The sequence below is a fragment of the Streptomyces sp. Tu 2975 genome, assembly GCF_009832925.1.
Taxonomy (GTDB): Bacteria; Actinomycetota; Actinomycetes; order Streptomycetales; family Streptomycetaceae; genus Streptomyces.
Map to the genome: position 1 here is coordinate 5,382,086 of NZ_CP047140.1, position 23,751 is coordinate 5,405,836.

The window sequence follows — 23,751 nt, forward strand, 5'->3', positions numbered from 1 at the left end:
AAACCGCACCCTGAGGCTCTCACCTGCCTAGGGTGACGGTGTGACGCACCCTGCCTACCTCCGGTATCCGCATCTGCACGGCGAGTTGATCGCCTTCACCGCCGAGGACGACGTCTGGGTCGCGCCGCTCGACGGCGGCCGGGCGTGGCGTGTGAGCGCCGACAACATGCCCGTGAACCATCCCAGGATCTCCCCCGACGGCACCCGTATCGCCTGGTCCTCGTTCCGCGACGGCACGCCGGAGGTCCACCTGGCGCCCGTCGACGGCGGCCCTTCCGACCGGCTCACCCACTGGGGCAGCCACCGGACCTCGGTACGGGGCTGGACCCCCGACGGCCGGGTCCTGGCGCTCACCACGCACGGGCAGGCGTCGCTGCGCCGCACCTGGGCGCACGCGGTGCCGCTCGACGGCGGACCCGCCGATGTCCTCCCGTACGGGCCCGTCGGTGGCGTCGCGTACGGCCCCCGCACCCTGCTGCTGTCGGCGACCATGGGGCGCGAGGCCGCGGCCTGGAAGCGCTACCGCGGTGGCACGGCGGGCAAGTTGTGGCTCGAGGGGGAGACCGAGGGCGAGTTCGTACGCCTCCACGAGGACATCGACGGGAACGTCGAGTACCCCCTGTGGGTGGGCGAGCGGGTCGCGTTCCTCTCCGACCACGAGGGTGTCGGCGCCCTCTACTCGTCGCTGCCCGACGGCTCGGACCTGCGCCGCCACACCGGCCTCGACGGCTTCTACGCCCGCCACGCGGCGACCGACGGCACCCGCGTCGCCTATGCCTGCGCCGGCGAACTGTGGCTGCTCGACGGCCTGGACGGCGAGCAGCCGCGCCGCCTGGACATCCGGCTCGGCGGCCAGCGCACCGATCTCCAGCCCCGGCCGATCGACGCCGGCCACCACCTGGGCGCGGCGGACCCGGACCACACCGGCCGCGGCAGCGCCGTGGAGATCCGCGGCGGCATCCACTGGGTCACCCACCGCGAGGGGCCCGCGCGTTCGCTCGCCGTCGAACCGGGCGTACGGGCGAGGCTGCCGCGTACGTTCGGCGTCGACGGCGAGCAGTACGTCGTCTGGGTGACCGACGCGGAGGGCGACGACGCGCTCGAGTTCGCGCCCGCCACCGGTACCGCAGCCGGTGCCACTCCGCGCAGGCTCGCCGCGGGCCGGCTCGGCCGGGTACTGGCACTGGCCGTGGCCCCGACGGCAGCCGCGCCGCCGTCGCCTCGCACGACGGCCGGGTCCTCCTCGTCGAGCGCGGGACGGGGGAGGTACGCGAGGTGGACCGCAGCGAGCACGGCGACGCCGACGGACTCGTCTTCTCGCCCGACTCGGCATGGCTCGCCTGGTCGCACCCCGGCCCCAGCCCGCTACGGCAGATCAAACTCGCCAACACCGGTGATCTGACCGTCTCCGAGGCGACACCGCTGCGGTTCGCCGACTTCCAGCCCGCCTTCACCCTCGACGGCAAGCATCTCGCGTTCCTCTCGGAGCGTGCCTTCGACCCCGTCTACGACGCGCACGTCTTCGACCTGGCCTTCGTCGGCGGGTGCCGGCCGCACCTGATCACGCTGGCGGCGACCACGCCCTCGCCGTTCGGCCCCCAGCGGCACGGCCGGCCCTTCGATCCGGACAAGGACGGCTCGTCGGAGACGGACGACGGCACGGCGCCCGTCACGCGTATCGATCTCGACGGGCTCGCCGACCGCATCGTGCCGTTCCCGGTCGAGGCCGCCAGCTACTCGACCTTGCGCGCCGCCAAGGACGGTCTGCTGTGGCTGCGCCACCCGCTGCGCGGCGTCCTCGGCGCGGGCCGCGCCACCCCTGACGATCCAGGGCCCCGGACCACCCTTGAGCGGTACGACCTGGGGCGGCAGCGGGTCGAGGAACTCGCCTCCGACGCCTCCTACTTCCGTGTCAGCGGCGACGGCAAGCGGGTGCTTCTGTACACACGCGACAAGCTCAAGGTCGTTCCCAGCGACCGCGAGGCATCGCACGACGACGGTGACGACGACAGCGCCGCGAGCATCACCGTCGACCTGTCCCGGGTGCGCCGCACCGTCGAACCGGCCGCCGAATGGCGGCAGATGTACGACGAGGCCGGGCGGCTCATGCGGGACCACTTCTGGCGGCCCGACCTCGGCGGTGTCGACTGGGCGGGCGTCCTCGAGCGCTACCGGCCCGTCCTCGACCGCGTCGCCACCCACGACGACCTCGTCGATCTGCTGTGGGAGGTTCAGGGCGAGCTCGGCACCTCGCACGCGTACGTCATCCCGCACGGCGACCACGGCGACGCGTCCACCCGGCAGGGACTGCTCGGTGCGGACATCTCGCGTACGAACGAGGGCAGTTGGCGCATCGAACGCATCCTGCCGTCCGAGTCCTCCGACCCCCACGCACACTCGCCGCTGGCCGCTCCGGGTGTCGCCCTGCGCGCCGGTGACACGCTGCTCGCCGTGGACGGCCGGCCCGTCGACCCGGTCAGGGGGCCCGGCCCGCTGCTCGTCGGCGCGGCCGGCAAGGCCGTCGAACTGACCGTCTCACCGGCGGGCGGCGGCGACCCCCGGCACGCCGTCGTCGTTCCCCTCGCCGACGAGGAACCCCTGCGGTACCACGCGTGGGTCGCCGACCGGCGCGCCTATGTGCACGAGAAGTCCGGCGGGCGCCTGGGCTATCTGCACGTACCCGACATGCAGGCCCCCGGCTGGGCGCAGATCCACCGCGACCTGCGGGTCGAGGTGGCGAAGGACGGCCTGGTCGTGGACGTACGGGAGAACCGCGGAGGCCACACCTCGCAGCTCGTCGTCGAGAAGCTGGCCCGCCGCATCGTGGGCTGGGACCTGCCGCGCGGCATGCAGCCGTCGAGTTACCCGCTGGACGCGCCGCGGGGTCCGGTCGTCGCCGTCGCCAACGAGTTCTCCGGATCCGACGGCGACATCGTCAACGCGGCGATCAAGGCGCTGGGCATCGGCCCCGTGGTCGGCACCCGCACCTGGGGAGGCGTCGTGGGCATCGACAGCCGCTACTCCCTCGTGGACGGCACGCTGGTCACCCAGCCGAAGTACGCCTTCTGGCTGGAGGGTTACGGCTGGGACGTGGAGAACCGCGGAGTCGACCCGGACGTCGAGGTCGTCCCCGCCCCGCAGGACCATGCGGCGGGCCGCGACCCGCAACTGGACGAGGCGGTGCGTCTGGCGCTGGAGGCGCTCGCGTCGACCCCGGCGAAGCAACCGCCGTCCCTGCCGTAGTCGCTGCCGGGCCCCGGCCCGCCCGCTCGGCCCCTCGGGCCGGAGACGGGCGGGCCGCGCCCGAGCGGTGCCGCGGGCGGCCGGGCCGATAGCATGCGGGCGGAAGTGGTCGAGCTCGAGGGAGGACCGGGGAATGGCCGGAGAACCGCAGGCGGACTGTCTGTTCTGCAAGATCGTCTCAGGGGAGGTGCCCGCCACGGTCGTCCGTGAGACGGAGACCACCCTCGCCTTCCGCGACATAAACCCGCAGGCCCCCACGCACGTCCTCGTCATCCCCAAGGCGCACTACCCGGACGCCGCCTCCCTCGCCGTCGGCGCGCCGCAGCTGGCCGCCGACGTGCTGCACGCGGCCGGGCAGGTCGCCGCCGACGAGAAGGCGGACCGGAGCGGCTACCGGATCGTCTTCAACACCGGTACCGGCGCCGGGCAGACCGTCTTCCACGCCCACGCGCACGTCCTCGGAGGCCGCGGCCTCGAGTGGCCCCCGGCTAGACCGGAGGACCGCGGAGTGTCCGTACGCGAACTCGTGGTGCTGGGCACCGCCAGCCAGGTCCCGACCCGGCACCGCAACCACAACGGCTATCTCCTGCGCTGGGACGGCGAGGGCCTCCTCTTCGATCCCGGCGAGGGCACCCAGCGGCAGATGCTGCGCGCCGGGGTGTCCGCGCACGACATCAACCGGATCTGTGTCACGCACTTCCACGGTGATCACTCCCTCGGTGTCGCCGGTGTGATCCAGCGGATCAACCTCGACCAGGTGCCGCACCCGGTGTCCGCCCACTACCCGGCGAGCGGGCAGCGGTTCTTCGACCGGCTGCGGTACGCGACCGCGTACCGCGAGACGGTGAAGCTGAAGGAGGTCCCGGTCGCCGCCGACGGCGTCGTCGCGCGGACCGGCGGGTACACGCTCCACGCGCACCGGCTGTCGCACCCCGTCGAGTCGTACGGCTACCGGCTCGTCGAGCCGGACGGCCGCCGGATGCTGCCCGAGAAGCTGGCCGCGCACGGCATCAAGGGGCCGGACGTGGGCCGGCTCCAGCGGGAGGGCGAACTCGGCGGCGTCACGCTCGACGACGTGAGCGAGGTGCGCCGGGGACAGCGGTTCGCCTTCGTGATGGACACCCGGCTCTGCGACGGCGTGCATGTGCTCGCGGAGGGCTGCGACATGCTCGTCATCGAGTCGACGTTCCTCGACGAGGACGGCCGGCTCGCCGCGGAGCACGGCCATCTGACCGCAGGTCAGGCGGGCCTTGTCGCGCACCGGGGAGGGGTCCGCCACCTCGTGCTGACGCACTTCTCGCAGCGCTACACCGACGCCGCCGCCGACTTCGAGCGGCAGGCCAGGGCGGCCGGTTTCGACGGCGAGGTGACCGTCGCCAGGGACCTGTGGCGCATTGCGGTGCCCAAGCGGTCCTGAGGCGACGGCCCCTCACGGCCGTTCTCGGCGCGGTTCCTGTTGGCGTGGGCCGGTTCAGCGTGTGGCGGGACCGGCCCAGCCGGTCGGCACATGGGCGATGCGCACCCGCTGCGGATGGTCCCCCACCTCGACGGAGGCGACCTTCTTCCCGGTGGCGAAGTCGATCGCGGTGACCGAGTCGGAGCCGCTCTCGGAGATGACGCAGGACCTGCCGTCGCCGCTGACGGTCGCCCAGTAGGGCTTGGAGGCGGGCACCGGCGGGCTCTCCTGCAAGGTCGCCCGGTCGACGACGGTGGCGTAGTCGTCCATCGTCCCCGCGACGCACAGTTTGTCGCCCTTGGGGCTCATGGACATGCCGTGGTGGCGGGAGTCGTTGACCCAGGTCGTGCGGTCGTCGCTGGTCGCCGGGTTCTTCGGCAGGGTCTTGACCCTGGTCACGCGGTCCGTGGCCACGTCGTACTCCACGAAGCCGTTGAAGAACGAGACCTGGAAGTAGAGCTTGGACTCGTCAGGGGTGAGGGCGACGGGCCGGACGGAGTCGGAGAGGTCCTCGCGGCCGAAGGCGTCGAGCCGCTCCCGCATGTCGATGACCTTCACCTGCTGGTAGGTCCGCGTGTCGACGACGGTGATGCGCCGGTCGCCCTTGGTCCAGTCGAGCCACGGGGCGTCGAGGGCTGTGTTGACCTCGCCGATCGACATGTTCCAGAGGTACGTGCCGCCGTCGGTGAAGACGTTCTCGTGCGGCTTGTCGCCGGTCTTGAACGACCCGGTCTGCTCGCCGGTCCTGATGTCGAGGACGTGCACGGTGTTGGACGTCGAGGCGGAGACGGCGACGCGCGTGCCGTCGGGGGAGACGGCCATGTGGTCGGAGCGGAAGCCGGAGACGGGGAAGCGCCAGTTGATCTTCCCGGTGGCGAGGTCGATCGAGACGACGTCGGCGAAGCTGGGGCGGGAGACGACCATGGCGGACCCGTCCGGGGTCGAGTACATGTCGTCGACGAACTGGTCGTGACCCTCGCCGGGACCTTGGCGGATACCGAGGAAGAAGGCGAGCTTCAGGGGGTTGAGGTAGATCTCCCTCAGTCGCTCCTCCTTGTCGGGGACGACGTCGACACGGCCGATCTTCGCGAAGTCGCCCCGGGCCTCGATGACATCGGCGGTGCCGTCCCAGTTGTTGCCGACGAACATCACCTCCCGCAGTCCCGCGGCCTGCTCGCCCGCCGGTCCGGTGACTCCCGCCGGTCCCGAAGTTCCCGCCGCGGGCGACGCGTCGGCGGTCACCGAGCCGGTGGCGGCCAGGGCCAGGGCGGCGACGGCCGCACCCACGGCCCGCCTGGTGCTGGACAGAGACATCGTCGTTCCTTCCATGAAGGGCGGCCCCATGGCGCGGGCGCAGTCTGAAAACGCATCCGTTCAGATTGGGCTACTGGAAAGTAACGAGCGGTGGCAGGCTTCACAAGACTTCGGACACGTGAAAATGAGTCCGCGACGACGAGGGAGGCGCCAGTGGCGGGCAGGGTCAGACAGCCCACCGGCCGTTACGGAGGCAGGTCGGCCGAGGAACGCCGGGCGGAGCGGCGCAGCCGGTTCCTCGACGCCGGCCTCCGGTTGTTCGGTGACACGCCCGGCTACCGCGCCACGACCGTCGCGGCGCTGAGCGACGCGGCGGGCCTGTCCACCCGTCAGTTCTACGAGGAGTTCCGCGGCCTCGAGGACGTGCTCGCGGCACTGCACCTCCAGGTCAACGACTGGGCGGAGGAGGCGGCGCTCGCCGCGCTCGCGGAGGCCGCCGACCTGCCCCTGGCGGAGCGGGCGACGGCCGTCTTCCGCGCGTACGCGGCGAACGTGACGCGCGATCCCCGGCGTATCCGGATCACGTTCCTCGAGATCGTCGGGGTCAGCCCGCAGATGGAGCGTCAGCGGCTGGCGCGCCGGGCCCGCTGGGTGGACTTCATCTGCGCGCAGGCCGCGACGGCCGTCGAGCGCGGGGAGGCGGATCCGCGCGACTACCGGGTCGCGGCCGCCGCGTTCATCGGCAGCGTCAACGGACTGCTGCACGACTGGACGGTCGGGTGGGTCGACGCGACGCTCGACGACCTCGTCGACGAGCTGGTCCGGATGCTGCTGGGCATCCTGCGTCCGGCCGCGCCGTGGCGTGCGGGGGCTCCGTAGCGTCCCGCTGCTGCGTTGCGCGCGGCGGCGCCGCGTCGTCCGGCCGCTTCCGGGCGGGCCGGCCCCTGTGTGTCGGGCCGGCCCGCCCGGGCTTCACCAGCGCGGCACCGGCGGTGTGGTCCACCCCGGCTCCGCCACCCGCATCGCCGCCGCGTCGTCCCGCTCACGCATCGAGCCGTCGTCGTCCAGCCAGCGCCGGTGCAGCCGTGCCAGCCGCTCCTGGTCGAGCTCGACGCCCAGTCCGGGCAGGTCGCTCACGGCCAGGCGGCCGTCCCGGAAGGTGAGCCGCTCGGTGATGACGTCCTCGGTCTGCCACGGGTAGTGGCTGTCGCAGGCGTGGTCCAGGTTCGGCACGACCGCCGCGACATGCGTCATCGCGGCGAGACTGATGCCGAGATGGGTGTTGGAGTGCATCGACAGTGCCACGCCGAACGTCCGGCAGACGGCGGCCAGTTCCCGGGTCGCCTGGAGCCCGCCCCAGTAGTGGTGGTCGGAGAGGACCACCTGCACGGCGCCGCGGGCGAATGCCTCGGGGATCTCGTCGAAGGTGGTCACGCACATGTTCGTCGCGAGGGGCACGTCCGTGCCGGCGGCCACCTCCGCCATCCGGGCCGTACCGCTGGCCGGGTCCTCCAGATACTGCAGGACGCCGCCGAGCTCCCTCGCGACCTCGAGCGACGTCTCCACCGACCAGGCGCCGTTGGGATCGAGTCGCAGATGCTGCCCGGGGAACGCCTCCGCGAGCGCCCGGACCGCGGCGATCTCCTGCTCCGGTTCGAAGACGCCGCCCTTGAGCTTGAAGGACGTGAAGCCGTACTCGCGGGCGAAGCGCCGGGCCTGGGCCACGATGCCGTCCGGGTCGAGCGCGGCGCCCCAGTCGTCCGGTTCGCCCGCACCGCCCGGGTGCCGGGCCCAGCGGTAGAACAGGTAGGCGCTGTAGTCGACTGCGTCCCTGACCTTGCCGCCCAGGAGGGCGTGCACGGGCAGCCCGAGGCTCTTGCCGAGCGCGTCGAGGCACGCCACCTCGAAGCCGGACACGACCGACAGGCGCAGCTTGTCCGTGGTCTGTACGCCGCGCAGCCCGCCGACGTCCACGGCGTCCGCGCCGGTCGCCTCCGGCGAGTCGCCGCAGACGCGTTCCGCCAGCCGGTGCAGGGCGTTGACGTCGGAGACGGCGCAGCCGGGCAGCGAGTCGGCCAGCGGAGCGGCCAGTTCGAGGTACTTGGTGTCGCCGTAGGTCTCGCCGACGCCGGTCACGCCGCCGGCGGTCACGATCTCGACGATCAGCCGCGGGGTGTACGGCTGGTGCACGCCTTGGGTGTTCAGCAGGGGAGGGTCGGCTACCAGGATCGGGGTGAGCCGTACCTCGGTGACGGTCAGGTCCTGCCCCATGCTGTCTCCCCAGAGTGTATGTACATGTATGGGAACAGAGGTTAGGTACGCGAACGCTCGAGCGTCAATGGTGCGAAGCTCGCCCCGGTGCGGCCCGCGCGCCCGCACCCGCCGGGGTATTTCCTTCCGGCCGACTGTCGGCGCCGTCGGGCAGACTGGCTTGAACTGCACCACTTATGGGAGCGCGCACGGTGACCATTCGCAGCGGAGAGCAACTGCCCAGGACGACCTGCCGGAGCGACGTCGCGAGCACCTGCCTCGACCCCCTCGCGGGTCTGCGCGCGCCCGGCGATCCGGACTGCGACGTCTATCTCACCGGCAGCGTCTTCCTCGACATCATCTTCACCGGACTCGACTCCGCACCGGTGCGCGGCACCGAGTCATGGGCGCGGGGCATGGGATCCAGCCCCGGCGGTGTCGCGAACATGGCCACCGCACTCGCCCGCCTCGGGCTGCGCACGTCCCTCGCCGCGGCCTTCGGCGACGACCACTACGGCGAATACTGCTGGGACGCCCTCGAACAGGGCGAGGGCATCGATCTGAGCCTCTCGCGCACCGTGCCCGGCTGGCACTCCCCGGTGACCGTCTCCATGGCCTACGAAGGCGAACGGACCATGGTCACCCACGGCCACGAGGCCCCGCCCTCCGAGTCGGCCCCCGACTGCCCGCCGCCTGCCCGCGCCGCGGTCGCCTCCCTCACGCCGGGCACCCGCGCGGAGTGGATCGCCCAGGCCGCCCGCAAGGGCACCCGGGTCTTCGCCGACGTCGGCTGGGACGAGTCCGGCCGCTGGGACCCGGACGATCTGGCCGACCTGGAGCACTGCGAGGCGTTCCTGCCCAACGCGGCGGAAGCGATGCGCTACACCCGCACCGACTGCCCGCGCGCCGCCGCCCGCGCCCTCACCGACCGGGTACCGCTCGCGGTCGTCACCCTGGGCGCCGAAGGGGCGTACGCGGTCGACGGCGCCACCGGCGAGAGCGCCGAGATCCCGGCCCTCAGCGTGGAGGCACTGGACCCGACGGGCGCGGGCGACGTGTTCGTGGCCGGATTCGTCACCGGCACGCTGGCGGGCTGGCCGCTCGCCGACCGCCTCGCCTTCGCCGGTCTGACCGCCGCCCTGTCCGTGCAGGAGTTCGGCGGCTCCCTCTCCGCGCCCGGCTGGTCCGAGGTCGCCGCCTGGTGGCAGCAGGTGCAGGCCACGTCGGGCCAGGACCCGGCGGCCCTGAGCCGCTACGGCTTCCTCGAGCGGCTGCTGCCCGCGCCCGCCAGGCCCTGGCCGCTGCGCCGCGCGGTCCCGACGATCGGCTTCGGGCGCTCCGCCTGACAGAAGCCCCTCCGCGTCCGCTGCGCCGTGGAAGGGGTCAGGGCCCGGAGCGGCGGAGAGCGGACCCGTAAAAGCCTTCGGCCTTGTCAGCGGCGCGTCGTACCCTTGGTGTTCCAGAGGTTGTCGAGCAGCGAGAACCCTGCAACGGGAGGTATGTGCAGGCCACAGAGCCGGCCCATGACTCAGACACCGACAGACCAGACCCCCGCGCCGGGCCAGGCGCGAGCCCACTTCACCGTCCCGGCCAAGCACCCGATGGTGACGGTCCTGGGCTCGGGTGACGCCCTGCTGCGCGTGATCGAAAAGGCCTTCCCGGCGGCCGACATCCATGTCCGGGGCAACCAGGTCAGCGCGGTCGGCGACGCGCGGGAAGTCGCTCTGATCCAACGCCTGTTCGACGAGATGATGCTCGTGCTCCGCACCGGGCAGCCGATGACGGAGGACGCAGTGGAACGCTCGATCGCCATGCTCAGAGCGGCCGAAGAGGGCTCGGGCGCCACCGAGACCCCGGCAGAGGTCCTCACCCAGAACATCGTCTCGAGCCGCGGCCGCACCATCCGCCCCAAGACGCTGAACCAGAAGCACTACGTCGATGCGATCGACAAGCACACGATCGTGTTCGGCATCGGCCCCGCCGGTACCGGCAAGACGTATCTCGCCATGGCCAAGGCCGTCCAAGCGCTGCAGTCCAAGCAGGTCAACCGCATCATTCTGACGCGCCCCGCGGTCGAGGCCGGTGAGCGTCTCGGATTCCTCCCCGGCACGCTGTACGAGAAGATCGACCCGTATCTGCGGCCGCTGTACGACGCACTGCACGACATGCTCGACCCCGACTCCATCCCCCGCCTGATGGCGGCGGGCACGATCGAGGTCGCGCCCCTGGCGTACATGCGTGGACGCACGCTCAACGACGCGTTCATCATCCTGGACGAGGCGCAGAACACGAACCCCGAGCAGATGAAGATGTTCCTCACCAGGCTCGGCTTCGAATCGAAGATCGTGATCACCGGCGACGTCACCCAGATCGACCTTCCGGGCGGGACGAAGAGCGGCCTGCGCCAGGTGCAGGACATCCTGGACGGCGTCCCCGATGTCCACTTCTCGCGGCTCACGTCGCAGGATGTCGTACGGCACAAGCTGGTCGGCCGTATCGTCGACGCGTACGAGAAGTACGACGGCCAAAACGGGAAGTAGTCAACGCGCACCATGTCGATCGACGTCAACAACGAGTCCGGAACCGAGGTCGACGAGCAGGCGATCCTCGACATCGCCCGCTATGCCCTCGCGCGGATGCGTATCCACCCGCTCTCCGAACTCTCGGTGATCGTCGTGGACGCCGAAGCCATGGAGCAGTTGCACATCCAGTGGATGGACCTGCCGGGTCCGACCGACGTGATGTCCTTCCCGATGGACGAGCTCCGTCCGCCGGCCAAGGACGACGAGGAGCCCCCGCAGGGCCTCCTCGGCGACATCGTGCTCTGCCCCGAGGTGGCGAAGAAGCAGGGCGAAGAGGCGCCGACGCAGCACTCCATGGACGAGGAGCTCCAGCTCCTGACCGTCCACGGGGTGCTGCACCTGCTCGGCTACGACCACGAGGAGCCCGACGAGAAGGCCGAGATGTTCGGTCTCCAGGCCGCGATCGTCGACGGCTGGCGGACGGAGAAGGGCCATACCGGTCCCTCCCCTGCGCCGACCGTCTCATGAGCGGCCAACTGATCGCCGGCGCCGTCGCGCTGGTCGTCGTGGCCTGGCTGGCCGCATGTGCGGAGGCGGGCCTCGCCCGCGTCTCCAGCTTCCGCGCCGCCGAGGCCGTCCGGTCCGGACGACGTGGAGCGGACAAGCTCGAACAGGTCACCGCGGACCCCACCCGCTATCTCAACGTCGCCCTGCTGGTGCGGGTGGCGTGCGAGATGGCGGCCGGGGTGCTCGTCACCTACGTGTGCCTCGAGGACTTCGCGGAGACCTGGTCGGCGCTGCTCGTCGCCATCGCCGTGATGGTGCTCGTGAGCTATGTCGCCGTCGGCGTCTCCCCGCGCACCATCGGCCGTCAGCACCCGCTCAACACGGCCACCGCCGCGGCGTACGTGCTGCTGCCGCTCGCCCGGGTGATGGGCCCGGTACCGCAGCTGCTGATCCTCATCGGCAACGCCCTGACCCCCGGAAAAGGCTTCCGCAAGGGGCCGTTCGCGTCCGAGGCCGAGCTGCGGGCGATGGTCGACCTGGCGGAGCAGGAATCGCTGATCGAGGACGACGAGCGCCGCATGGTGCACTCCGTCTTCGAACTCGGCGACACCCTGGTGCGCGAGGTGATGGTGCCGCGCACCGACCTGGTCTCCATCGAGCGGTTCAAGACCGTGCGGCAGGCGCTGACGCTGGCGCTGCGCTCCGGCTTCTCGCGCATCCCCGTCACCGGGGAGAACGAGGACGACATCGTCGGTGTCGTGTACCTCAAGGACCTGGTCCGCAAGACCCACATCAACCGCGACGCCGAGGCCGACCTGGTCTCGACGGCGATGCGGCCCGCCGTCTTCGTCCCCGACACGAAGAACGCCGGCGACCTGCTGCGCGAGATGCAGCAGAAGCGCAACCACGTCGCCGTCGTCATCGACGAGTACGGCGGCACGGCGGGCATCGTCACCATCGAGGACATCCTCGAGGAGATCGTCGGCGAGATCACCGACGAGTACGACCGCGAGCTGCCCCCCGTCGAGGAGCTCGGCGACGGCTGCTTCCGCGTCACCGCCCGCCTCGACATCGGCGACCTCGGCGAGCTGTACGGCCTCGGGGCCGACGAGCTCGACGACGAGGACGTGGAGACGGTCGGCGGCCTGCTGGCCAAGGCACTCGGCAGGGTTCCGATCGCCGGCGCCAAGGCTGTCGTGGACCTGCCGGACGGCCGCGCCCTGCGGCTCACCGCGGAGTCCCCGGCCGGCCGCCGGAACAAGATCGTGACGGTGCTCTCCGAGCCGGTGGAACAGGTGACCCAGGAGCGGATGACCGGATGAAGGCACAGCAGCTGAGAGCGTTCTGCCTCGAGTTCAACGCCGCGGTGGAGGAGTTCCCCTTCGGGCCGGAGACCTCGGTCTTCAAGGTCCTGGGCAAGATGTTCGCACTCAGCGCGCTGGACGCCGCGCCGCTCACGGTCAACCTCAAATGCGACCCGGACCTCGCGGTCCGGCTGCGCGCGGACCACCCGGGCGTGATCGTGCCCGGCTGGCACATGAACAAGCGCCACTGGAACACGGTGACGGTTGGCCGTCTGCCGGACCGGCTGGTCCGGGAGCTGGTGGAGGACTCGTACGACCTGGTGGTGGCGGGGTTGCCACGGGCGGAACGCCTGCGGTTGGACCGGGGCTAGCGAGGCCGCTGTGGGGGGCCTGTTCCCCACCCCGCCTCTTCCCGAAACCGGGCTCCGCCCGGACCCAACACCGCGCGAAGCGCGGTACGGGGTCCGGGGCTTGCCCCGCCACGCGGCGGAGCCGCACATCGATGCAGCGGGAAGGGCGGGGAGGGGAGCAGCCTCCGCCGCAGGGGGTCAGGCGCCTGGGCGCCTCCGCCTCAGTGCCGCGGCCACCGCGACCGCCGTGGCCAGCACCACCACCGCGTCGATCGCCAGCACCGTCCGGATCCCCTCGAACAGCGACTCCCGCGTCGTCGCCAGGACGCCCAGCACCGGGATACCCACCGTGAGGCCCACCTGCTGTGTCGTGGTGACGAGACCCGTCGCCAGACCCTGCTCGCCGTCCGGGACGCCGGACGTCACGGTCAGGCCGTAGGAGATGATCGCGCCCAGGTGGCACATGCTCGCCAGCGAGACGCCCACTGTCGCGAGCAGCGCGCCCGACTGGGTGCCGAGGCCCAGCAGGGCGGCGACGAAGATGCCTTGGCCGGCGAGGGAGAACACCAGGACGCGTGGCGCGCCGAAGCGTCCGATGATCTTCGGGGCGAAGGTGCCGGCGATCACGGACAGGACGCCCTGCACACCGAAGACCAGGCCGGTGACATAGGCCGGAAGGCCCAGCGTCTCCTGGAGGTACAGCGTGAGGACGAACACGACCGTGCTCATCATCGAGAAGGTGACGAGCCCGCCGAGGTTGCCGAACGCCACCGTCCTCCGCCTCAGCATCGGCAGCGAGACCAGCGGGGCCGGACTGCGGGTCTCCACGACCGCGAAGGCGGTCAGCAGCGCGACGCCCGCGACGAGCGTGACGATCACGTCCGCGCCGCCGAAGCCGCGGTCGGCGGCGGTGGAGAGGGCGTAGATCACGGCGAGGAGACCACCGGTGACGGTGACCGCGCCGGGCACGTCGAGCTTCGGCCGCAGCGGCGTACGGGACTCGGTCAGCAGGCCGGGCGCGAGCGGCAGCACGATCAAGGTGAACAGGGCCAGCAGGCCCATGGTCGAGCGCCATCCCAGGGTGTCCGTCATGACTCCGCCGAGGAGCATGCCGACGGTGAAGCCGAGCGACAGCAGCGTGCCGCTGATGCCCAGCGCCCGTTCACGCTGCGGCCCTTCGGGGAACGTGGTGGTGAGCAGCGACATGCCGGTGGGCACGATGACGGCCGCGCCGAGTCCCTGGAGCGCCCGGCCGGCGAGGAACGACGCAGGGTCCCATGCGAACGTCGCGAGCACCGACGCCGCGCCGAAGACGGCCAGCCCGGTGAGGAACAGCCTGCGCCGTCCGTAGAGGTCGGCGATGCGCCCGAAGAGCAGCAGGAAGCCGCCGGACGGCAGGGCGAACGCGGTGACCGCCCACTGGAGCGAGGACGGGCCTAGCCCGAGGTCCCGGCCCAGTTCGGGCAGGGCGACGTTCAGTACCGAGAAGTCGAGCGCGACCATGAACTGAGCGGCGCACAGCACGAACAGGACCAGCCGTGCCCGCCGGTCGAGCCGGGGCGGCGTCGTGCCCTTGGGGGAGGGAAGGGTGGTGTCGGTAGCCATGCCGGTGACTCTCCGGCGGCCCGGCACGCCGTGGGGAGCGGGAACTTATCCTGTTGGCCGCACCACCAGGCATACGGACAGGGGGAGTACGTGGCCACGTCGACCGGGCACGACGCGACGAAGGCGCACCGGCTGCGCGAGTTGCGGGAGTTCTTGATGAGCCGGCGCGCCCGGATCACACCGGCGGAGGCGGGCCTGCCGGACGGCGGCGCCCGTCGCCGTACGCCGGGTCTGCGCCGGGAGGAGGTCGCCGTCCTCGCGGGTGTCGGTGTCTCCTGGTACCAGTGGCTGGAGCAGGGGCGTGACATCACCGTCTCGCCGCAGGTCCTGGACGCGGTGGGACGGGTGCTCCGGCTGAGCAGCGCCGAGCGCCGCCATCTGTACGTCCTCGCGGGTCTCAACCCGCCGGCGCCCCGGACCGATCCGGGCGACCGCGACATGTGCGCGGGGCTGCGGCGGCTGATCGACGCGTGGATGCCCTATCCGGCGCACATCATGGACGGTTACTGGAACACCGTGATGTACAACGACGCGGCGGCCGCGGTCCTCGGCATGCGGCCCGGCATCGTGCAGAACTGTCTGATCGCGTACTTCACCGACCCCGTCTACCGTGCCCGCAGCTCCGGTTGGGCGGAGAACGCGCCGCAGGTCGTCGCGCAGTTCCGTGCCGCGTGCTCCGAAGGGCCGGACGACGAGGGGTTCCGGACGGTGGTCGCCGAGGCCAAGGCGGCGAGCCCCGAGTTCGCCGAACTGTGGGAGCGGCGGGACGTCGCGCCCGGCGGGCAGATCCGCAAGGAGATGGAGCATCCGCTGGTGGGCCGACTCGTCGTGGAGTCGACGCAGTTGAGGGTGCCGGCCCGGCCGGACCTGGTGATCGTGATGCACACCCCGGTGCCCGACGCGGCGACGGACACGGCGGCGAAGCTGGAGTGGCTCGCGAGCCCCGAGGGCCGGCGCGGGTCGATGTATCCCGTGGCGGGCTGACGCGCGGGCCGATCTATGCTCTGGGCATGACGCAGAGCTCCGACCTCGGCCCCGAGGACCGCAAGATCATCACGCTGGCGCGCAGCGCCCGGGCCCGTAACGGTGTGCCCGAGGGCGCCGCCGTCCGCGACGAGACCGGCCGTACCTACGTCGCCGGGACGGTGGCTCTCGACTCGCTGAAGCTGAGCGCGCTGCGGACCGCCGTGGCCATGGCCGTTGCCAGTGGCGCCACGTCGCTGGAGGCCGCCGCGGTCGTCTCCGACGCCGACGCCGCCTCCGACGAGGACCGGGCGGCGGTCCGGGACCTGGGCGGCGCGGCGACTTTGGTGCTGCTCGCGGGCCCGGACGGTGAGCTGAAGGCCGCGGTCACCGCGGGCTGAACCACCCGCGCCCGCGCCCCGCACGGCGGCCTCGGCGGCCGGCCGGGCGGGGCCGGGACGTGACGGGCGCGGGCGTGCGTGACCGAGGGCCCGTGACATCAGGGACAATGGGCGCCATGAGCGCTCGTACCCAGTCTTCCGAAGCCCCCCATCGGGCCGGCTTCGCCTGCTTCGTCGGCCGCCCCAACGCGGGCAAGTCCACCCTCACGAACGCTCTCGTCGGCCAGAAGGTGGCGATCACCTCCACGCGGCCGCAGACGACCCGGCACACGGTGCGCGGCATCGTGCACCGTCCGGAGGCGCAGCTGATCCTGGTGGACACCCCGGGGCTGCACAAGCCGCGGACCCTGCTCGGTGAGCGGCTGAACGACATCGTGCGCACCACCTGGGCCGAGGTCGACGTCATCGGCTTCTGTCTGCCCGCCGACCAGAAGCTCGGCCCCGGCGACCGGTTCATCGCCAAGGAGCTCGCCGGGATCAAGAAGACCCCGAAGGTCGCCATCATCACCAAGACGGACCTCGTCGACTCCAAGACGCTGGCCGAGCAGCTCATCGCCGTCGACAAGCTCGGCAAGGAACTCGGCATCGAGTGGGCCGAGATCGTGCCGGTCTCCGCGGTGGGCGACACGCAGGTGCAGCTGGTGGCGGACCTGCTGATCCCCCTTCTGCCGGAGAGCCCCCGCTGTACCCGGAGGGCGACCTCACGGACGAGCCCGAGCAGGTCATGGTCGCGGAGCTGATCCGCGAGGCCGCACTCGAGGGCGTACGGGACGAGCTCCCGCACTCGATCGCGGTGGTCGTCGAGGAGATGCTGCCGCGCGAGGACCGTCCGGCGGACCGCCCGCTGCTGGACATCCACGCCAACGTCTACATCGAGCGCCCCAGCCAGAAGGGCATCATCATCGGCCCGAAGGGCAAGCGCCTGAAAGAGGTCGGCACGAAGTCCCGGAAGCACATCGAGGCGCTGCTCGGTACGCCGGTCTTCCTCGACCTCCATGTGAAGGTGGCGAAGGACTGGCAGCGCGACCCCAAGCAGCTGCGCAAGCTCGGCTTCTGATCGCGGGGTCGTGGAGGGCGCGAGAGGCTCCGCCGGACGGCGCCGTCAGGAACCTTCCTTGAGCACCAGCGAGATCAGCTGCCGCTGGGCGTCGGTCAGCCGGGGATCGGAACAGTAGACCGTGCGCCCGTCGACCGTGAGCTGGTAACTGAACCCGTCAGGGACGCCGATGGGCGGGGTGTCGCGGGCCTCGGACACCGCTTGTGCGGCGAGGGCATGCACGTCGCCGGCATCGGCCCGGTCCGAGGTGTCGACCTCGGCGAGGCGCTCGATCCCGGCGAAGCCTCCTGTACGCCTTACCTGGATACGCATGGTTCCCGTTGTAGTACGGAACGGGGCCGGGCGACAGTCGGACCGCCCGGCCCACGGCGAGCCGGGCCGTCAGTCCGACGTCTTCACGCCGACCTGGGACCAGGCCTTGAGCACGGCCTCGTGCTCCTCACCCTCGCCGTAGCGGGCCGCGGCGGCGGCCACCGTCAGGCGGGCGAAGCTGCCGAAGTCGGCGTCCACCGTCAGCTCGCCGCCGGTCAGCACGTCGAACCAGATCTGCCCGGCCCGCTCCCACGCCCGCCCGCCCAGGCGGGTGGCCAGCAGGTAGAAGGCGTGGTTGGGGATGCCGGAGTTGATGTGGACGCCGCCGTTGTCGCGACCGGTGCGGACGTAGTCCTCCATGGTCGCCGGCTGCGGGTCCTTGCCCAGCACATCGTCGTCGTACGCGGTCCCCGGCGCCTTCATCGACCGCAGTGCGACGCCCTCGACCCGGGGCGCGAGCAGGCCGGCGCCGATCAGCCAGTCGGCCTCCTCGGCGCTCTGCCCGAGTGTGCGCTGCTTTACCAGGGACCCCAGCACGTCGGACACCGACTCGTTGAGGGCGCCGGGCTGGCCGAAGTAGCTGAGGTTGGCCGTGTACTGGGTCAGGCCGTGCGCCAGTTCGTGGGCGATGACGTCGACCGCGACGGTGAAGTCGAGGAAGATCTCGCCGTCACCGTCACCGAAGACCATCTGTTCGCCGTTCCAGAAGGCGTTCCCGTACTTCTCGTCGTAGTGGACGGAGGCGTCCAGCGGCAGTCCCGCGCCGTCGATGGAGCTGCGGCCGTAGGCGGTGAGCAGTTCGAAGGTGGCGCCGAGGCCCGCGTACGCGCGGTTGACGGTGGCGTCCTTGACGGCCTCCTCACCCTCGCCGCGGGCCCGGGTGCCGGGCAGGTCGGTGCCGCCCCGGGCGTCGTAGACGGTCCGGCGCGGCCCGTCGGCCGGGGCGGCGACCGGGCGGGCCGCGGCGCCCAGGACCGTGGTCAGCCGGCGGCCGGTGCGCTGCGCGGCGTCCGCCTGGAGGGTGCGCCGGGCAGGGCCGGAGACGGCGGGGTCGTCGGCGCGGGCGAGCTTGTCGAGGATGTGCGGCGGCACGATGCCGCAGAAGACCGGGGTGCGAATGTCCATGAGCGGCAATGTGGCACCACGTGAAGGAACTGTCACGGAAAGTGAGGTCGGTTCGCGAAATGGAGTGATAGGTCATATTTGACCGTTACTGATCGGTCGTCCCGCATACTGGAACGGGTCCCACGCTCCCGCCGAGGCTCGGCTAGTCTGCTGTGCATCATGCGTTTCGGGCTGCTTCTCCTTAGCTGCCGCGGCGAGGGCCTGTAGTCGTAGGCCGACCCCCTCCCCGCGGAGTCTGGTGCTGCTTCGACTCAGTCGGCCCCCCTTCCTGCAGGATCCGAGGAGCCCTACGCCATGTCACAGTCGCAGTGGATCGGCCGTCCCACCCCGATCACCAGCACGACGCACACGCAGCAGCCGTCCGGGATGCCGATCCACAAGTATCGCGGGTACGAGTCCGTCGACATCCCCGACCGCACCTGGCCCGAGCAGCGGATCACCAAGGCGCCGCGCTGGCTGTCCACCGATCTGCGCGACGGCAACCAGGCGCTGATCGACCCCATGAGCCCGGCCCGCAAGCGCGAGATGTTCGACCTGCTGGTACGCATGGGCTACAAGGAGATCGAGGTCGGCTTCCCGTCCTCCGGCGAGACCGACTTCAACTTCGTGCGCTCCATCATCGAGGACGGCGCGATCCCCGACGACGTCACCATCTCGGTGCTGACGCAGGCCCGTGAGGACCTGATCGAGCGGACCGTCGAGTCCCTGGTCGGCGCCAAGCGGGCCACGGTCCACCTGTACAACGCGACCGCGCCCACCTTCCGCCGCGTCGTCTTCCGCGGCTCCAAGGACGACATCAAGCAGATCGCCGTCGACGGCACCCGTCTGGTGATGGAGTACGCGGAGAAGCTGCTGGGCGACGAGACCGCCTTCGGCTACCAGTACAGCCCCGAGATCTTCACCGACACCGAGCTGGACTTCGCCCTGGAGGTCTGCGAAGCGGTGTGCGACGTGTGGCAGCCCGGCCCCGGCCGCGAGATCATCCTCAACCTGCCCGCCACCGTGGAGCGTTCGACCCCCTCCACGCACGCCGACCGCTTCGAGTGGATGTCGCGCAACCTGACCCGCCGCGAGTACGTCTGCCTGTCGGTCCACCCGCACAACGACCGCGGCACCGCCGTCGCCGCCGCCGAGCTGGCGATCATGGCGGGCGCGGACCGAATCGAGGGCTGCCTGTTCGGCCAGGGCGAGCGGACCGGCAACGTCGACCTGGTCACCCTGGGCATGAACCTGTTCTCGCAGGGCGTCGACCCGCAGATCGACTTCTCGCAGATCGACGAGATCCGCCGCACCAGCGAGTACTGCAACCAGATGGAGATCCACCCGCGCCACCCGTACGCGGGCGACCTGGTCTACACCGCCTTCTCCGGCTCCCACCAGGACGCCATCAAGAAGGGCTTCGACGCGATGGAGGCCGACGCGGCCGCCGCCGGCAAGAGCGTCGACGACATCGAGTGGGCCGTCCCGTACCTGCCGATCGACCCGAAGGATGTCGGCCGCTCGTACGAGGCCGTGATCCGGGTCAACTCGCAGTCCGGCAAGGGCGGTATCGCCTACGTCCTGAAGAACGACCACAAGCTGGACCTGCCGCGCCGTATGCAGATCGAGTTCTCGAAGATCATCCAGGCGAAGACGGACACCGAGGGCGGCGAGATCACCCCGACCGCGATCTGGTCCGTCTTCCAGGACGAGTACCTGCCGAACCCCGAGAACCCCTGGGGACGCATCCAGATCCGCTCCGGCCAGACCACCACCGACAAGGACGGCGTGGACACCCTGACCGTCGAGGCGGTCGTGGACGGCACGGAGACCGTGCTGAGCGGCACCGGCAACGGTCCGATCTCGGCGTTCTTCGCCGCGCTGAACGGCATCGGCGTCGACGTACGGCTGCTGGACTACCAGGAGCACACGATGAGCGAGGGCGCGTCCGCGCAGGCCGCCTCCTACATCGAGTGCGCCATCGACGGTCAGGTGCTGTGGGGCATCGGCATCGACGCCAACACCACCCGCGCCTCCCTGAAGGCGGTCGTCTCGGCCGTCAACCGCGCGGCCCGCTAGTACGCCGGTCGAACCGGCCCGGTCGCCGGGCCTGCCCTGATCACGGGCGGGCCCGGCGATTTGCGTCGCTGTGCACGCAGTTGTGCCAGGGAGCGGAATCGGCCATGTCGATTCATGCTTCTTCACGGGTGCTGACGCGACATCATCCATGTGGCTAACATCACGTCAACGCGGCAGCGCTGCCGCAGCTTCATGGAGGTGCGACGTGCTGACAGCCCGGAGAATGTTCGTCCGAAAACTGCGGGTATGCGGCATTCACACGTCCTGGAACACCGTGGGTGACGGCGAGTTCTTCTGCCCCGAATGCGGAGGCGACCGCAACTACCGCCGCCGCACCGGCCGCCGCCGCTTCACCGTCCTCGGAGTGCCCCTGCTGCCGCGCGGCCTGGCCGGCCCGGTCGTCGAATGCGCCGCCTGCCACAGCCACTTCGGCATGGACGTCCTCGACCACCCCACCACCGGCCGCTTCTCCGCGATGCTCAGGGACGCGGTCCACACCGTCGCCCTCGCCGTCCTCGCCTCCGGCGGCACCTCCTCCCGCACCGTCCGCGAGACCGCCGTGCAGGCGGTACGCGCGGCGGGACTCGACGACTGCACGGAGGACCAGCTCACCTCCCTGATCGAGGCCCTCGCCGCCGACACCGGCCGGTACGTCGCGGACGCCGGGCCGTACGGCGCGGCGCTCGCCATCGAGCTCCACGAGGCGCTCGAGCCGCTCGCGCCCCATCTGGCCCCCGCCGGACGGGAGTCGATCCTGCTCCAGGGCGCGCGCATCGCCCTCGCGGACGGGCCCTACACCCCCGCCGAGCGCGAGGTCCTCACCACGGTCGGGGCGGCGCTCCAGTTCGACGACGACGACATCGTGCAGCTCCTGGAGACGGCGGCGCACACACCGTTCTGACCCTGCCGGGAGCCCGGTCGACCCCACGTCGTGCCCCCGTGCTCGGGAGCCGTACGCCCCTGGCCGTGCTCCCGCACCGCTCCCGGTGCCGTACTCCCCGGGGAGTACGGCACCCCACGGGCCACCCTGCGCAGTAGCGCCCATCTCGCCCGCGCGTGCGACGAAACCGCCCCTGCCCGGCGGGAGTCTGGTGGTGCATCCAGCCACCGGACGCCCGTGACGAAGGGGAGACACCATGGGGCCCGCCGCACCGACCGCGACCGCACCACCGCCCACAAGGCCGACCGCCCGCCGCAAGGCCCTGCCCTGGGCGGTCCTCGTCCTGTGGATCGCAGTCGTCGCCCTCGCCGTCCCCTTCGCCGGGAAACTCGGTGACGCACAGCGCGACAACATCGTCGACTACCTCCCCGCGAGCGCCGACTCCACCCAGGTCGCCAAGGTCGAACAGGCGCTGCCCGGCGGGGAGTCCACAGAGCTGGTCGTCGTCTACCACCGGGACGGAGGGCTGACCGCCGCGGACCGCGCCCACGCGCGGCAGCAGGTGGAGGGGATCACCGGCGCCCACGAGTTCGACGGCGGCGCGCCGCAGGGCATCCCGTCGAAGGACGGCACGACCCTGATGTATCCGATGTCGACCACCGCACCCGGCACCGACAACGACGCCCGCATCGCGCTCGTCGACGACGTGCGGGAACGGCTCGGCGCCGACCCGGTCGAGGGACTCGGCGCCGAACTCGGGGGTCCCGGCGCCCTGGCGACGGACATGGAGAAGGTCTTCGAGACCATCGACGGCACGCTCATGGTCGCGACCGTGCTCGTCGTCGCCGTGCTGCTCATCCTCACGTACCGCAGCCCGTTCCTGTGGCTCGTGCCGCTCACCGTCGTCGGCTTCGCGGCCGTCGCCTCCCGAGCCGTCGTCTACGGGCTCATCCAGGGCTTCGACCTCACCGTCACCAGCCAGAGCGCCGCCATCATGACCGTCCTCGTCTTCGGCGCGGGCACCGACTACGCGCTGCTGCTCGTCGCCCGCTACCGGGAGGAGCTGCGCCGCGTCGAGCAGCCGTACGACGCGATGCTCGCCGCCCTGCGCGGCTGCGGTCCCGCCGTCGTCGCCTCCTCGGGCACCGTCGCCGCCGGGCTGTTGTGCCTGCTCGCCGCCGACCTCAACAGCGCCAGCGGACTCGGCCCGGTCGGCGCGGTCGGCGTCGTGTGCTCGCTGGCCGCGATGCTCACCCTGCTGCCCGCCGTCCTCGTGCTCCTCGGCCGCCGGGTGTTCTGGCCGCTGGTGCCCGCCCACGGTTCGGAGCCGAAACAACGCCGTTCGCTGTTCGCCGCGATGGGCAGCTCCGCCGGCCGCCGGCCGGGCGCGGTCCTCGTGTCCGGGGCGCTGCTGCTCGGCGCGCTCGCGCTCGGCGTGTTCAACCTGCCCGGCAACCTCGCCCAGGAGGACACCTTCACCGAGCGGCCCGAGTCGGTGTCCGCGATGAAGGTCCTCGAGGACGCCTACCCGGACCGGAGCAGCCAGCCGATCAGCATCGTGGCCCCCACCGACAGAGCGGGCCAGGCGCTGGCGCAGGCCCGCCGCACCGAGGGTGTCGCCGCGGCAGAGGCCGGCCGCTCCGGCGGCGGCTGGACGGAGATCACCGTCTTCGCGAAGGACGCGCCGGAGAGCGCGGGCGAGACCGCCACCATCGAGGCCCTGCGGGCGGGGCTCGACGGCAGCCACGTCGGCGGGCCAAGCGCCCAGCAGCTGGACCTGGCCGACACCAACGCCCGCGACCAGAAGATCGTCATCCCGCTCGTCCTCGGCGCGGTCCTGCTGATCCTCGTGGTCCTGCTCCGCAGCCTCGTCGCACCCCTGATCCTCACCGCGGCCGTCGTCGCCGTGTGGGGGGCCGTCATGGGCCTCGGCGGACTGCTCTTCGAACCGGTCTTCGGGTTCGGCGGGCTCGACCCGAGCACGCCGCTGCTGTCGTTCGTCTTCCTCGTCGCCCTCGGGGTCGACTACGGCATCTTCCTGATGCACCGGATGCGTGAGGAGTCCCTGGCGGGCGCCGAGCCGGAGACGGCGGCGCTCACCGCGCTCCGCACGACCGGCGGGGTGATCGCCTCCGCGGGCATCGTCCTCGCGGCCACGTTCACCGTCCTGATGAACCTCCCGCTCGTGCCGCTCTTCGAGATGGGCTTCCTCGTGGCGGTCGGCGTCCTGCTGGACACCTTCCTCGTCCGCACCTATCTGGTGACGTCGGCGAGCCTGCTGCTGGGGCGGCGGGTGTGGTGGCCGGGTCCGCTGAGCCGCCGCGCGGCGGGGGAGCCGGAACCGGAGCCGGCGACGCGGGCGACGCGCGAGCCGCAGCCGGCGGGCGACAGCCGTTAGCCCAGCGGGGCATGTTCCCCACCCTGCCCCTTCCCGTGACCGGGCGGATCCGCGGTCACGGGAAGG

General features: G+C 71.5%; 17 protein-coding genes and 3 pseudogenes. 15 read left to right on the forward strand and 5 right to left on the reverse strand.

From position 1 onward, the window contains the following. The first annotated feature begins 40 nt into the window (after positions 1 to 40). The 3 genes and pseudogenes from GLX30_RS23805 to GLX30_RS23810 all read left to right on the forward strand — a co-directional run bounded on the left by GLX30_RS23805 (position 41) and on the right by GLX30_RS23810 (position 4,660). Positions 41 to 3,243 (forward strand): annotated as a pseudogene (locus tag GLX30_RS23805) (PDZ domain-containing protein). 133 nt (positions 3,244 to 3,376) lie between these two features. Beyond that, a pseudogene (locus GLX30_RS35455) lies at positions 3,377 to 3,700 on the forward strand (histidine triad nucleotide-binding protein); the annotation flags it as partial. Positions 3,701 to 3,751: 51 nt separating this feature from the next. Beyond that, the gene (locus tag GLX30_RS23810; RefSeq protein WP_167306926.1) at positions 3,752 to 4,660 is read left to right on the forward strand and encodes a ribonuclease Z; all 909 of its coding nucleotides are present in this window, start codon (positions 3,752 to 3,754) and stop codon (positions 4,658 to 4,660) included. 54 nt (positions 4,661 to 4,714) lie between these two features. On the opposite strand, the gene GLX30_RS23815 is transcribed toward GLX30_RS23810, so the two are convergent. Continuing rightward, positions 4,715 to 6,013: a PQQ-binding-like beta-propeller repeat protein gene (locus GLX30_RS23815; RefSeq protein ID WP_159692153.1), complete on the reverse strand. Its 1,299-nt coding sequence runs from the start codon at positions 6,011 to 6,013 to the stop codon at positions 4,715 to 4,717. Positions 6,014 to 6,166: 153 nt separating this feature from the next. Here GLX30_RS23815 and GLX30_RS23820 point away from each other — a divergent pair, with 153 nt between their 5' ends. Next, positions 6,167 to 6,832, forward strand: a complete 666-nt coding sequence (locus GLX30_RS23820; RefSeq protein WP_159692155.1) for a TetR/AcrR family transcriptional regulator — start codon at positions 6,167 to 6,169, stop codon at positions 6,830 to 6,832. 93 nt (positions 6,833 to 6,925) lie between these two features. Here GLX30_RS23820 and GLX30_RS23825 read toward each other — a convergent pair whose 3' ends face one another. Continuing rightward, complete coding sequence (locus GLX30_RS23825) at positions 6,926 to 8,224, reverse strand: glucarate dehydratase family protein (RefSeq protein ID WP_159692157.1); 1,299 nt, start codon at positions 8,222 to 8,224, stop codon at positions 6,926 to 6,928. A gap of 197 nt (positions 8,225 to 8,421) precedes the next feature. Here GLX30_RS23825 and GLX30_RS23830 point away from each other — a divergent pair, with 197 nt between their 5' ends. From GLX30_RS23830 to GLX30_RS23850, 5 genes are all read left to right on the forward strand, one after another. Next, a complete protein-coding gene (locus GLX30_RS23830) occupies positions 8,422 to 9,549 on the forward strand; it encodes a PfkB family carbohydrate kinase (protein ID WP_244258491.1) in 1,128 nt (375 codons plus the stop codon). Between the two features lie 177 nt (positions 9,550 to 9,726). After that, on the forward strand, positions 9,727 to 10,743 hold the full coding sequence (locus GLX30_RS23835; RefSeq protein WP_159692159.1) for a PhoH family protein: 1,017 nt from the start codon (positions 9,727 to 9,729) through the stop codon (positions 10,741 to 10,743). Positions 10,744 to 10,755: 12 nt separating this feature from the next. Continuing rightward, the gene (gene ybeY / locus GLX30_RS23840; protein WP_159692161.1) at positions 10,756 to 11,253 is read left to right on the forward strand and encodes an rRNA maturation RNase YbeY; all 498 of its coding nucleotides are present in this window, start codon (positions 10,756 to 10,758) and stop codon (positions 11,251 to 11,253) included. After that, entirely contained in the window at positions 11,250 to 12,554 is a 1,305-nt protein-coding gene (locus GLX30_RS23845) for a hemolysin family protein (RefSeq protein WP_159692163.1), read from the forward strand. The genes ybeY and GLX30_RS23845 overlap by 4 nt, the downstream gene beginning before the upstream one ends. Further along, positions 12,551 to 12,907, forward strand: a complete 357-nt coding sequence (locus tag GLX30_RS23850; RefSeq protein ID WP_159692165.1) for an MmcQ/YjbR family DNA-binding protein — start codon at positions 12,551 to 12,553, stop codon at positions 12,905 to 12,907. Before GLX30_RS23845 ends, GLX30_RS23850 begins: the two co-directional genes overlap by 4 nt. 177 nt (positions 12,908 to 13,084) lie before the next feature. On the opposite strand, the gene GLX30_RS23855 is transcribed toward GLX30_RS23850, so the two are convergent. Further along, the gene (locus GLX30_RS23855; protein ID WP_159692167.1) at positions 13,085 to 14,491 is read right to left on the reverse strand and encodes an MFS transporter; all 1,407 of its coding nucleotides are present in this window, start codon (positions 14,489 to 14,491) and stop codon (positions 13,085 to 13,087) included. Between the two features lie 90 nt (positions 14,492 to 14,581). On the opposite strand from GLX30_RS23855, the gene GLX30_RS23860 reads away from it, so the two are divergent. The 3 genes and pseudogenes from GLX30_RS23860 to era all read left to right on the forward strand — a co-directional run bounded on the left by GLX30_RS23860 (position 14,582) and on the right by era (position 16,912). Next, positions 14,582 to 15,475, forward strand: coding sequence for a helix-turn-helix transcriptional regulator (locus GLX30_RS23860; RefSeq protein ID WP_159692169.1), 894 nt, complete (start codon positions 14,582 to 14,584; stop codon positions 15,473 to 15,475). A 26-nt stretch (positions 15,476 to 15,501) separates the two neighbouring features. Continuing rightward, a complete protein-coding gene (locus tag GLX30_RS23865) occupies positions 15,502 to 15,855 on the forward strand; it encodes a cytidine deaminase (RefSeq protein ID WP_159692171.1) in 354 nt (117 codons plus the stop codon). Between the two features lie 116 nt (positions 15,856 to 15,971). Next, positions 15,972 to 16,912: pseudogene (era, locus tag GLX30_RS23870) on the forward strand (GTPase Era). Between the two features lie 45 nt (positions 16,913 to 16,957). Here era and GLX30_RS23875 read toward each other — a convergent pair. Next, the gene (locus GLX30_RS23875; protein ID WP_005317886.1) at positions 16,958 to 17,224 is read right to left on the reverse strand and encodes a protealysin inhibitor emfourin; all 267 of its coding nucleotides are present in this window, start codon (positions 17,222 to 17,224) and stop codon (positions 16,958 to 16,960) included. Between the two features lie 69 nt (positions 17,225 to 17,293). Further along, complete coding sequence (locus GLX30_RS23880; protein WP_159692173.1) at positions 17,294 to 18,349, reverse strand: M4 family metallopeptidase; 1,056 nt, start codon at positions 18,347 to 18,349, stop codon at positions 17,294 to 17,296. A 294-nt stretch (positions 18,350 to 18,643) separates the two neighbouring features. On the opposite strand from GLX30_RS23880, the gene leuA reads away from it, so the two are divergent. The 3 genes from leuA (at position 18,644) to GLX30_RS23895 (ending at position 23,685) form a co-directional block, all read left to right on the forward strand. Further along, on the forward strand, positions 18,644 to 20,407 hold the full coding sequence (gene leuA, locus GLX30_RS23885; protein WP_159692175.1) for a 2-isopropylmalate synthase: 1,764 nt from the start codon (positions 18,644 to 18,646) through the stop codon (positions 20,405 to 20,407). 223 nt (positions 20,408 to 20,630) lie between these two features. Continuing rightward, entirely contained in the window at positions 20,631 to 21,308 is a 678-nt protein-coding gene (locus GLX30_RS23890) for a TerB family tellurite resistance protein (protein ID WP_159692177.1), read from the forward strand. Positions 21,309 to 21,543: 235 nt separating this feature from the next. Further along, entirely contained in the window at positions 21,544 to 23,685 is a 2,142-nt protein-coding gene (locus GLX30_RS23895; RefSeq protein WP_159692179.1) for an MMPL family transporter, read from the forward strand. The last annotated feature ends 66 nt before the right edge of the window (positions 23,686 to 23,751 follow it).